The following is an 11,062-nucleotide window of genomic DNA, read 5'->3' as shown; positions in this document are numbered from 1 at the left end:
CGGTCACCAACGAGACCGCCGCCGCCGTCTTCCGCCGCCTGATCGCCTCCCAGCTCCTGCGCCGCGTGGCCGCGCGCGTGGACCTCCCCGACGCGGAACTCCGCGCGGAACTCGCCGCCGCCCAGCTCGTCGGCTGCGCGATGCTCCGGTACGTCATCAAGGTCGAGCCGCTCGCCTCGGCGGACGTGGAACAGCTCATCGCGCGCGTGGCACCCGTCGTCCAGGGCCACCTGACCGCGCCGTGAGGCGCACCTGACAACCCCTGCACGCCTCCGCACCGAGACGCACATCCCGCATTCCGGACACCCCGTCCCGCCCTCTGGATGACCGGCGTACGCTCGACGACAGCCCTACCTGTCTGAAGGAGCGAGCGACGATGCCCGAGCTGAGGTCCCGCACAGTCACCCACGGCCGCAACATGGCAGGCGCACGCGCGCTGATGCGGGCGTCCGGTGTACCCGGCGCGGACATCGGCCGGAAGCCGATCATCGCGGTGGCGAACAGCTTCACGGAGTTCGTGCCGGGGCACACGCACCTTCAGCCGGTCGGCCGGATCGTCAGCGAGGCGATCGTCGAGGCGGGCGGCATCCCGCGCGAGTTCAACACGATCGCCGTGGACGACGGCATCGCGATGGGCCACGGCGGGATGCTCTACAGCCTGCCCTCGCGCGACCTGATCGCGGACAGCGTCGAGTACATGGTCGAGGCGCACTGCGCGGACGCGCTGGTGTGCATCTCCAACTGCGACAAGATCACCCCGGGCATGCTGAACGCGGCCCTCAGGCTGAACATCCCGACGGTGTTCGTCTCCGGCGGCCCCATGGAGTCCGGCCGAGCGACCCTGGTCGACGGCTCGGTCCGCACGCTCGACCTGGTCGACGCGATCTCCGACGCGGTGAACGACAAGATCTCCGACGAGGACATCGCCCGCATCGAGGAGAACGCCTGTCCCACCTGCGGCTCGTGTTCCGGCATGTTCACCGCCAACTCGATGAACTGCCTGACCGAGGCGATCGGCCTCTCCCTGCCGGGCAACGGCTCCGTGCTGGCCACGCACACCGCGCGCAAGCAGCTGTACGTGGACGCCGCGCGGACGGTCATGGACATCACCCGCAGGTACTACGAGCAGGACGACGCGACGGTACTGCCCCGTTCCGTCGCCTCCTTCGCGGCGTTCGAGAACGCGATGGCACTCGACATCGCCATGGGCGGGTCGACGAACACGATCCTGCACCTGCTGGCCGCCGCCCAGGAGGCGGAGGTCCCCTTCGGCCTGGAGCAGATCGACGCGGTCTCCCGGCGCGTGCCGTGCCTCGCGAAGGTCGCCCCGAACGTCGCCAAGAACCGCACGTACTACATGGAGGACGTGCACCGCGCGGGAGGCATCCCGGCGCTCCTGGGCGAGCTGCACCGCGCGGGCCTGCTGAACGAGGACGTGCACTCCGTCCACAGCCCCTCCCTGGCCGACTGGCTGAAGACCTGGGACGTCCGGGGCGGCTCGCCCTCCCCGGAGGCCGTCGAGCTGTGGCACGCCGCGCCCGGGTGCGTGCGCTCCGCCGAGGCGTTCTCCCAGTCGGAGCGCTGGGAGACGCTCGACGAGGACGCCGAGGGCGGCTGCATCCGCTCCGCCGAGCACGCGTACTCCAAGGACGGCGGCCTGGCCGTCCTGAAGGGCAACCTGGCCGTCGACGGGGCCGTGGTGAAGACCGCGGGCGTCGACGAGTCCATCTGGACCTTCGAGGGCCCCGCGGTCGTCTGCGAGTCGCAGGAGGAGGCCGTCCAGAAGATCCTCCTGAAGGAGATCAAGGAGGGCGACGTCGTCGTCATCCGCTACGAGGGCCCCAAGGGCGGCCCCGGCATGCAGGAGATGCTCTACCCGACCTCGTACCTCAAGGGCCGCGGCCTCGGCAAGGCGTGCGCCCTGATCACGGACGGTCGCTTCTCCGGCGGCACCTCGGGCCTGTCCATCGGCCACGCCTCCCCCGAGGCGGCCGGCGGCGGCACGATCGCCCTCGTCGAGGACGGCGACCGCATCCGCATCGACATCCCGGGCCGCTCGATCGAACTCCTGGTGGACGACGCCGAACTGGCCCGCCGCGAGGCCGCCCTGAACGGCGTCTACGCCCCGAAGAGCCGCGAACGCAAGGTCTCCGCCGCCCTGCGCGCGTACGCGGCGATGGCCACCAGCGCCGACAAGGGCGCCGTCCGCGACGTGTCCAAGCTGGGCTGACCGCTCTCGGTACGACGGACTGGGGCCCCCTTCGCGCAGAAAGGGGCCCCAGTCCGTCATAAAGAGCCACCCCTATAGGGAGCCCCGGTTACTGTCCCGGCGTGTCGTCCTCGGTCACCGCGAACACCGTCCCGTCCGGCGCGCCCGCGTACACGCGCCCGTCGACCGCCTGGGGCGCGGGCAGGGCGGCGGCGACCTCGTCGGGACGGCTGCCGGTGCGCAGGGTCGTCGTGCTGAGGAGGCGTCCCGCGCGCGCGTCGACGATCAGCAGACGGCCGTCGGCGCCGCTGAAGTACACGCGCGCGCCGTCCGCCGCGAGGTCGGAGCCACGGCTCACGGACGTCTGGAGCGACCACACCTGCGTGCCCGTGCCGAGGTCCACGGCGGCCAGGGAGCCGTCGTAGCCCAGGAGGTAGACCTTCTCGCCGGCCACCGTCGCGCGCGCCTGCGTGAGGGCGACGTCCAGCGGCACCTTCAGGGACTTGCCCGTCGCCGGGGAGTAGCGGACCACCGCGCCGGTCTCGCCGTAGTCGGCGCCGCCCTTGAGGAGGACGAGGTCCTCGCCCGCGCGCCCGACCGGGGTGAGCGCGCCGGTCAGCTTGGCCTCCCAGCGGACGGTGCCCGTCGTCGGGTCGAGCGCGGTGACCCGCGTGCGCGTGCCGTCGGAGGAGACGTTCGCCGCGTACGCGAGCCGGTCGCCGCGGAACGACGCGAACACCGGCAGGCGCTGGCCTTCGATCCGCTTGGTCCACAGGTCCTTGCCGGTCGCGCCGTCGACGGCCGTCACCGTGCCGCCGGGGGCGGTCAGCAGCAGCGCGCCGCCCGCGTGGCAGACGCCGGAGTACCCGGAGACGTCCCGCTGCCAGCGCGCCGCGCCGGTCGCCGGGTCCAGGGCGAGGGCGCGGCTGCCCGAGCGGGTGACGACCTGGACGAGGCCGCTCTCGACGGCCGGCGCGCGGCCCGGGGTGTCGTCGGCGGCCAGCGCGTGCCGCCACAGCACACGGCCGTCGTTCGCGTCGAGCGCCGACACCAGACCTCGCTGAGCGCACAGGAGCCGCCCTGAGGCGTACGTGCAGCGCGGCAGGGACCCGGAGTCGTCCGGTGCCGGTTTCGTCGCCCAGGGGGCGAATGCTGCCGTTCTGGAGGGTGTTGTGCGCGGAGCGGCGGTGCTCGTGCCGTCCACGACGCGCAGGCCGACGAAACCGCCGCCCGCGAGGACGGCGACGGCCGCACCGGCGAGGATCACCTTCTGGCGCCTGCGCCCCTTGCGGGACTTCACCGGTTCCACCGGGACCGGCTCGGGCGCGCCGGCCGGCGTGGGTGTCCCGGCCGTCTGAGGCCCGGCCTCCGGCACCCGCCCGCTCGGCACGAACGTCTGCGTGTCGTACGACGCCGCCACCGACCGCAGCTCGCGCATCAGCTCGTCCGGCGTGGGCCGGTCCTCGGGCTCCTTCGCGAGGCAGCTCAGCACCAGGGGCGCGAGGTTCTCCGGCACGCCCGCGAGCTCCGGCTCGTCGTGCACCACCTGGTACGCCACGATGTACGGGCTGTCCGAGTCGAACGGGCCGCGTCCCGTCGCCGCGTGCACCAGCACCGAGCCCAGCGCGAAGATGTCCGCCGCCGGGCCCACCTCGCGCGGGCGCCGGAACTGCTCCGGCGCCATGAAGGGCGGCGTTCCGATCAACTTGCCCGTCTCGGTGCGCAGTTCGCTGTCCTTCGGGCGTGAGATCCCGAAGTCGATCACCTTCGGGCCGTCCTCGGCCAGCAGCACGTTGCTCGGCTTGAGATCGCGGTGCACCACGCCCACGCGGTGGATGTCCCGCAGCGCCTCCACCAACCCGAGCGCCAGCCGCCGCAGTTCGGTCCCCCGCAGGGGCCCGTCGTCGCGGACGCGGGCGGACAGCGAACGCCCCGGCACGTACTGCGTCGCCATCCAAGGCCGGTCCGCATCGGGATCCGCATCGACGACAGCCGCCGTGAACGCGCCGCTCACCTTGCGGGCGGCGGCGATCTCCTGGCGGAAACGGGCGCGGAACACGCTGTCGGCGGCGTACTGGTCATGGACGACCTTGACCGCGACCTCCCGCCCGGAACGGGACCGCGCGCGATAGACGACCCCCATCCCCCCGGCACCCAGCCGGTCGACGATCTGATAACCGCCGAGCTCCTTGGGGTCGCCGTCGTGCAGTGCCACCTCCCCGTCCACCCCTCACCCGCCGTGCAGTTCGAGGTCACAGGATATGCAAAGCGTAGGAGGTGTGAGACCGGGAGCCCGTGGAGGGACGTTGACGGTTGCGTGCCCACGACGCCGTCGTGTGCCACGATCGAGGGAACGGTCTCCGATCTCTCGGAGAGGTGATCTTCCCGTGTCCCAGTCTGGCGAGCGACAGAAAAGGGAGGGACGTGACATGACTGCCATGGCCCATGAGCCGTTCACGCAGGCAGACGTTCTGCTTGAGGGCTTCCTCGCCCTGGACACCCCGGAGGGTTTCCGGGCAGAGCTCCTCGAGGGGGAGATCGTTGTGACGCCGCCGCCGGACGGGGACCACGAGGACTACATCGGCCTGATCGTGAGCCAAGTGCTCAGGAAATCGCAGGTCGACATCCAGTTCTCCGGCAACAAAGGGCTGAAGCTGGGGTCCGGTGCTCCGAGGAACCATGTGATTCCCGACGGCACCTTCGCACCCCAGGAACTGCGGCTCTACCGTGGCGCCGACCCCTGGATGCCGCCCGACGGCGTCGCCCTGGTCCTGGAGGTGACCTCCACGAAGCCTCGGGCGGACCGGGTGGCCAAGCGCCATGGCTACGCCCACGCCGGTATCCCTCTCTACCTCCTCGTCGACCGCGACAGTTCCTCGCTCACCCTCTTCAGCGACCCGGAGGACGAGGACTACCGCCAGCACATCACTCTGCCGTTCGGTAAGCCCCTCCCCCTCCCCGAGCCCTTCGGGTTCGAGTTGGAGACCGGCGAGTTTCTCTGAGCATGACGAAGGGCCGGGTCCCGTATAAGGAACCCGGCCCTTCCTGGGTCACACAGTCACCGGCTCCTCCACCGGCTTCTCCTCAGGGGCAACGCCCGCCTTCTTCGCCGCGCGCCTCTCCTTACGGAGTTCCAGCATCGCGTACAGCGTCGGTACCAACAGCAACGTCAGCAGGGTTGAGGTGATCAGGCCGCCGATCACCACGACGGCCAGCGGCTGGGAGATGAAGCCGCCTTCGCCGGTAACCCCTAGGGCCATCGGCAACAACGCGAAGATCGTCGCCAGGGCCGTCATGAGGATGGGGCGCAGGCGGTGGCGGCCTCCCTCTACGACCGCCTCGACGACGCCGTATCCCTGGGAGCGGTACTGGTTGATCAGGTCGATGAGGACGATCGCGTTGGTCACCACGATGCCGATGAGCATCAGCATGCCGATCATCGCGGGGACGCCCATCGGGGTGCCGGTGAGAAGCAGGAGACCGATCGCGCCGGTCGCCGCGAACGGGATCGAGACGAGGAGGATCAGTGGCTGAGCCAATGAGCGGAACGTCGCGACGAGCAGCATGAAGACGATGGCGATGGCCGCCAGCATGGCCAGGCCGAGGTTCTTGAACGCGCTGTCCTGGTCGGAGGACACGCCACCGATCTCGGCGCGGGCGCCTTCGGGGAGTTTCAGGGCGTCGATCTTGGATTGCAGGGCCGTGCTGACGGCACCCGTGTTGTCGCCGGTCGGTTTCGCCGTGATCGTCGCCGCGCGCTGGCCGTCGATGCGGGTCATGGAGACCGGGCCGTCGACGACCTGGACCGTCGCCACGTCGCCGAGTTTCACCGCGCCCAGCGACAGGCCCCGCAGCTCCGCCAGCGTCTTCGCCGGTTTCGCCGAGGTGATCACGACATCGCGCTCGGTGTCGTCGAGGACGGCCTTGGCGGCCGTCGTACCGCGTACGGCCTGGGCGACGGCGAGGCCGAGGGACTGGTCGTCGAAGCCGGCGGCGGCAGCGGCGGAGTTCGCCTTGACGGAGATGCGCGGGACGCTCTGGGAGAGGTCGCTCGTGACGTCCGTGACGTCGTCCAGCGAGGCCACGGCCTTGCGGACCTCCTCGGACGCCGTGCGCAGCGTGTCCCCGTCCGACGCCTTCACGACGACGCTGAGGTCCTGCGCGCCGAACCCGTCCCCGGCGGAGACGGTGACGGTGCCGGCCCCGTCGAGCTTCTTCAGCCCGTCCTCGACGCGCTTCTGGACGTCGTCGTACGACGCGGAGTCCTCCAGCATGACCTGGTACGACGCCTGGTTGCTGTCGGTCGCGCCGCCGAACGCCGCGAGGAACCCGGAGGACCCGATGGTGACCTGGTAGTCCTTGACACCCTCGGTCCGAGCCAGCAGCGCTTCGACCTTCTTCGCCTCGGCGTCGGTGGCCGCCAGGCTCGTACCCGGCTTCAACTCCTGCTTGACGGTGAGGACTTGCTGCTCACCCTGGTCGAAGAAGTTGGTCTTGAGCAGCGGCGCCATGCCGAACGTGCCGAGCAGGACGACGACGGCGATGGCCACGCTGAGCAGCCGGCGCCGGGTCGCGAACCGCAGGACGGGGACGTACAGCTTCTGGAGCCTGCTGTTCGCCTCCTTCTCCTCCGCGACGCGGCGGGCCTCGGCGGCGTCCTCGGGGGTGCCCTTGGGGGCGCGCAGGAACCAGAAGGACAGGACGGGTACGACGGTGAGGGACACCAGCAGGGACGCGAGCAGGGCCGCCGTCACCGTCAGGCTGAAGGAGCCGAAGAGGGCGCCGACCATGCCGCCGACCAGGCCGATCGGCAGGAACACGGCGACGGTGGTGAGCGTCGACGACGTCACCGCGCCCGCGACCTCGCGGACGGCCGTCAGGATCGCCGCCTGGCGCTCCTCGCCGTAGCCGAGGTGCCGTTTGATGTTCTCCAGGACGACGATGGAGTCGTCGACGACGCGGCCGATCGCGATGGTCAGCGCGCCGAGGGTGAGCATGTTGAGCGACAGGTCGCGGGTCCACAGGACGATCAGCGCGAGGACCACGGACAGCGGGATCGACACGGCCGTGACCAGCGTCGAGCGGATCGACGCGAGGAAGACGAGGATCACGAGCACCGCGAAGAGCAGGCCGAGCGCGCCCTCGGTGGTGAGGCCCTTGATGGACTTGGAGACGGCCGGGCCCTGGTCGCTGACGACGGTGATGTCGGCGCCGAGGTCCTTGCGCAGCGCGGGGAGCTTGTCCTCGACGGCGTTCGAGATGGTGACCGCGCTGCCGTCGTGGGCCATGGTGACGGTCACGGCGAGGCTGGGCTTGCCGTCGGTGCGGGTGATGGAGTCGGCGGGGGCCTCCTCCTCGCGGACGGCGGCGACATCCGCGACCTTGACCGGGGCCTTGCCGGGAACGGGGATACGGAGATCCGCGATCTGCCGGACGGACGTGTACCCGCCCCCGATCTGGACCGTCCGGTTCGCGCCCGCCTCGTCGAAGGAGCCGCCCGGCAGCGTGACGCCGCCCGCCTGGAGGGCCTGCGCCAACGACTGGGTGGTGAGACCGGCCGCCGCGAGCTTCGCGTCGTCCGGCGTGACGGTGACCCGCAGGTCGCGCACGCCCGTGACGGCGACCTGGCCGACGCCGTCGATGTCCCGCAGCGCGGGGACGACCGTCGAGTCGAGCTGGTCGGCGAGGGCCTGCTGGTCCTTGTCGGAGGTGACGGCGAGGACGACGGTCGGGATGTCGTCCGTGGACCCCGCGACGACCTGCGGGTCGACGGCGTCCGGCAGCCCCGCGCGGGCGCGGTTCACGGCCTGCTGGACGTCGGCGACGATGCGCTTCGTGTCGTTGCCGTAGTCGAAGGACGCCATGATGACGGCGTTGCCCTCGCTCGCGGTCGAGGTGACGCCGGTGATGCCGTCGACGCCTTCGAGGTTGTTCTCGATCGGCTCGACGACCTGCTTCTCGACGACGTCGGGAGAGGCGCCCTGGTACGGCGCGATCACCGAGACCATGGGCAGTTCGATGGTGGGCAGGAGCTGCTGTTTGAGCTGGGGTATCGCGATCAGCCCGAAGACGAGCGCGACCAGCGACATCAGCCCGATCAGGGCGCGTTGGGCGAGGCTGAACCTGGACAGCCAGGACATAAGCGGGAGTTCTCTCTCCTGTGAGCGGCAGAAGCGGTCGCTCACCACCCTGGTTCATCCTCACGGGCGGTTTCGTAGACCCGAGGTCCCGTTCCTTATCCCCCGCATACTCCGGCCGCAGTACGACCGTACGAACGTCACTCCACCCTTGGGCGTACCAGGCCCGACTCGTAGGCGATGACGACGAGTTGGGCCCGGTCCCGGGCGCCCAGCTTGGCCATGGCCCGGTTGACGTGCGTCTTCACGGTCAGCGGGCTCACTTCCAGCCGCTCCGCGATCTCGTCGTTCGAGTGGCCCCCGGCGACCTGGACCAGGACCTCGCGCTCGCGGACGGTCAGCGCCTCCAGGCGGGCCGCTCTGACCGGGTCGCCCGGGTCGTCGTCGCCCTGCGCGAGGAACCTCGCGATCAGGCCCTTCGTCGCGGCCGGGGACAGCAGGGCCTCGCCGCCCGCCGCGACCCGGATCGCGCTGAGGAGTTCCTCCGGTTCGCTGCCCTTGCCGAGGAAGCCGGAGGCGCCCGCCCGCAGCGACTGCACGACGTAGTCGTCCACCTCGAACGTCGTCAGTATGACGACCCTGACGTGCGCGAGCGCCGGGTCGGCGCTGATCATCCGCGTCGCCGCGAGCCCGTCCGTCCCCGGCATGCGGATGTCCATGAGGACGACGTCCGCGCGCTCCTCCTTCGCCAGGCGTACCGCCTCCGCGCCGTCCGACGCCTCGCCCACGACCTCCATGTCCGGCTCCGAGTCCACGAGCACGCGGAACGCGCTGCGCAGCAGCGCCTGGTCGTCGGCGAGCAGGACCCGGATCGGTGTCATAGGGAGTTCTCCGCCTTGCTGGTCGTCTTGACCGGCAGGATCGCATGGACCCGGAAGCCGCCGCCGTAGCGGGGGCCGGTGGTGAGGGTGCCGCGCAGGGCGGTGACCCGCTCCCGCATGCCGAGCAGCCCGTGGCCCCCGCCGCTCTCCCCGGGCCGGTCCTCGGGCGGCGCGCCGTTGTCCAGCACCGTGATCTCCACGTTCGGGCCCACGCGTACGACGCTGACCTCCGCCTTCGCGTCGCCTCCCGCGTGTTTCTGCACGTTCGTCAGGGCTTCCTGGATGACCCGGTACGCGGCGAGGTCCACGGCCGCGGGGAGCGTCGTGTCCTGGTCCGCTCGCGCCACCTCGACCTTCAGGCCCGCGTTGCGGAAGGTGTCCGCGAGTTCGTCCAGGCGGCCCAGGCCCGGGGCGGGTTCCGTGGGGGCCTCCGGGTCGCCGGACTGCCTCAACAGGCCCACGGTGGCGCGGAGTTCGTTCAACGCCGAGCGGCTGGCCTCGCGGACGTGCGCGAGGGCTTCCTTGGCCTGGTCGGGGCGCTTGTCCATGACGTGCGCCGCGACTCCCGCCTGGACGTTCACCAGGGCGATGTGGTGCGCGACCACGTCGTGCAGGTCCCGCGCGATCCTCAGGCGCTCCTCGGCGACCCTCCGGCGGGCCTCCTCCTCCCGGGTGCGTTCCGCCCGCTCCGCCCGGTCCCTGATCGCCTGGACCACCGCCCGCCTGCTGCGCACGGCGTCACCGGCCGTCGCCCCGATGCCGGTCCAGGCGAAGATGCCGAGGTTTTCCTGCGCGTACCAGGGCAGGGGGCCCGCCAGCATCGCGGCGCCGGTGAGGACCGTGACCGTCAGGACGCCGAGGCGGAGGGTGGTCGAGCGGTCCGTCGACGCGGCGACCGTGAACAGGGCGACGACGGCCGACATCACCACGGGCGCCCTCGGATCACCGGCCGTCAGGCACTCGGCGAGGGAGACGCCGGACGTCGCCGCGAGGACCCTGATCGGGGCCCGGCGCCTGAAGATCAGCGCGATCGCGCCGAGCGTCATGAGGACGAGGCTCAGCGGGTCCGGGGTGCTGACCCCCCAGCTGACCCCGCGGTCCCCGTGCGGCTCCACGAAGCTGCCGGCGAGCATGCACACGAGAACACCGGCCGCGATCGCCGCGTCCAGGGCGAGGGGGTGCGCGCTGACACCGCCGCGGGCTCGGTCGAGGGTACGGGTGCGTGTGCTCACGCTGCCAAGGTACGGCGGGGGTGGGGGGAGCGTCATCGGGGGTGCATTTCGGTCTGGGTGTGGGAGTTCATGTGAGCATGCCGCTATGACGCACACCTGGCCCTCCCACCTCGACGTCGGCGCCGTCCGGTTCGCTCGGCCCACCGCTCACTACGACGACGTCCTCGTGTTCTACCGGGACGCCCTCGGGCTGCCCGTCCTCGCGCAGTGGCGGGGGCACAGTGGGTACGACGGGGTCGTGCTGGGGTTGCCGGGCGCGCCGGTGAACATGGAGTTGTTGCAGTACGGGGAGGCGCCGCACATCCCCGAGGCGCACCCCGAGAACCAGCTCGTGCTGTATCTGCGGGGGCCGGAGGCGGTGGCCACGGCGGCGGCACGGCTCGCGGAACACGGGCACGCCCCGGTGGCACCGGCGAACCCCTACTGGGACGAGCACGGCGCGGTCCTCTTCGAGGATCCGGACGGCTGGCTGGTGGTGCTCGCCCCGTGGGTGTTCGGGGAGGAGAGGCCGCCGGGGGCGAGGACGTGACGGGTCAGCCCGGGATCAGGCCGTCGTCGTTGAGCATGGCCCGGACTTCCGCGAGGGTCGCGTCCGGGCCCGGGAGGATCAGGTCGGAGGGGTGCAGGGCGTCGGGCGGGAGGGGGGTGCCGAGGCTGCGGACC

At 71.3% G+C, this 11,062-nt stretch carries 9 protein-coding genes; 4 read left to right on the top strand and 5 right to left on the bottom strand.

Annotation, left to right across the window (positions count from 1 at the left end; translation table 11 throughout):
- Together AOK24_RS03185 and ilvD are read left to right on the top strand one after the other, a co-directional pair.
- The coding region (locus tag AOK24_RS03185; protein ID WP_478078753.1) for a TetR/AcrR family transcriptional regulator at positions 1-245 on the top strand (245 nt) is incomplete at its 5' end.
- A 131-nt stretch (positions 246-376) separates the two neighbouring features.
- Positions 377-2,230, top strand: a complete 1,854-nt coding sequence (gene ilvD / locus AOK24_RS03180; RefSeq protein WP_055718511.1) for a dihydroxy-acid dehydratase — start codon at positions 377-379, stop codon at positions 2,228-2,230.
- Between the two features lie 88 nt (positions 2,231-2,318).
- Here the strand turns inward: ilvD and AOK24_RS03175 are convergent, their stop codons facing one another.
- On the bottom strand, positions 2,319-4,424 hold the full coding sequence (locus AOK24_RS03175; RefSeq protein ID WP_240553625.1) for a serine/threonine-protein kinase: 2,106 nt from the start codon (positions 4,422-4,424) through the stop codon (positions 2,319-2,321).
- A 214-nt stretch (positions 4,425-4,638) separates the two neighbouring features.
- On the opposite strand from AOK24_RS03175, the gene AOK24_RS03170 reads away from it, so the two are divergent.
- A complete protein-coding gene (locus AOK24_RS03170; protein WP_079056656.1) occupies positions 4,639-5,211 on the top strand; it encodes a Uma2 family endonuclease in 573 nt (190 codons plus the stop codon).
- Positions 5,212-5,259: 48 nt separating this feature from the next.
- Here AOK24_RS03170 and AOK24_RS03165 read toward each other — a convergent pair whose 3' ends face one another.
- From AOK24_RS03165 to AOK24_RS03155, 3 genes are all read right to left on the bottom strand, one after another.
- Complete coding sequence (locus AOK24_RS03165; RefSeq protein ID WP_055718509.1) at positions 5,260-8,349, bottom strand: efflux RND transporter permease subunit; 3,090 nt, start codon at positions 8,347-8,349, stop codon at positions 5,260-5,262.
- A gap of 137 nt (positions 8,350-8,486) precedes the next feature.
- On the bottom strand, positions 8,487-9,167 hold the full coding sequence (locus tag AOK24_RS03160) for a response regulator (protein ID WP_055718508.1): 681 nt from the start codon (positions 9,165-9,167) through the stop codon (positions 8,487-8,489).
- Entirely contained in the window at positions 9,164-10,435 is a 1,272-nt protein-coding gene (locus AOK24_RS03155) for a sensor histidine kinase (protein WP_055718507.1), read from the bottom strand. The genes AOK24_RS03160 and AOK24_RS03155 overlap by 4 nt, the downstream gene beginning before the upstream one ends.
- A 49-nt stretch (positions 10,436-10,484) precedes the next feature.
- Between AOK24_RS03155 and AOK24_RS03150 the strand changes: the two genes are divergently transcribed.
- Positions 10,485-10,928, top strand: a complete 444-nt coding sequence (locus AOK24_RS03150) for a VOC family protein (RefSeq protein ID WP_055718506.1) — start codon at positions 10,485-10,487, stop codon at positions 10,926-10,928.
- A 4-nt stretch (positions 10,929-10,932) separates the two neighbouring features.
- On the opposite strand, the gene pspAA is transcribed toward AOK24_RS03150, so the two are convergent.
- A partial coding sequence (gene pspAA, locus AOK24_RS52615) for a PspA-associated protein PspAA (protein WP_420876648.1) occupies positions 10,933-11,062 on the bottom strand: 130 nt, incomplete at its 5' end.

Origin of the sequence: Streptomyces niveiscabiei (assembly GCF_001419795.1) — a bacterium.
Lineage (GTDB): Bacteria > Actinomycetota > Actinomycetes > Streptomycetales > Streptomycetaceae > Streptomyces > Streptomyces niveiscabiei.
This window is presented reverse-complemented; position numbering and strand designations above follow the sequence as displayed.

Excerpts from the sequence above, each read along its gene's own strand:
- ilvD (WP_055718511.1), top strand. The coding sequence starts at position 377 with ATGCCCGAGCTGAGGTCCCGCACAGTCACCCACGGCCGCAACATGGCA.
- AOK24_RS03170 (WP_079056656.1), top strand. The coding sequence starts at position 4,639 with ATGACTGCCATGGCCCATGAGCCGTTCACGCAGGCAGACGTTCTGCTT.
- AOK24_RS03165 (WP_055718509.1), bottom strand. The coding sequence starts at position 8,349 with ATGTCCTGGCTGTCCAGGTTCAGCCTCGCCCAACGCGCCCTGATCGGG.
- AOK24_RS03160 (WP_055718508.1), bottom strand. The coding sequence starts at position 9,167 with ATGACACCGATCCGGGTCCTGCTCGCCGACGACCAGGCGCTGCTGCGC.
- AOK24_RS03155 (WP_055718507.1), bottom strand. The coding sequence starts at position 10,435 with ATGACGCTCCCCCCACCCCCGCCGTACCTTGGCAGCGTGAGCACACGC.
- AOK24_RS03150 (WP_055718506.1), top strand. The coding sequence starts at position 10,485 with ATGACGCACACCTGGCCCTCCCACCTCGACGTCGGCGCCGTCCGGTTC.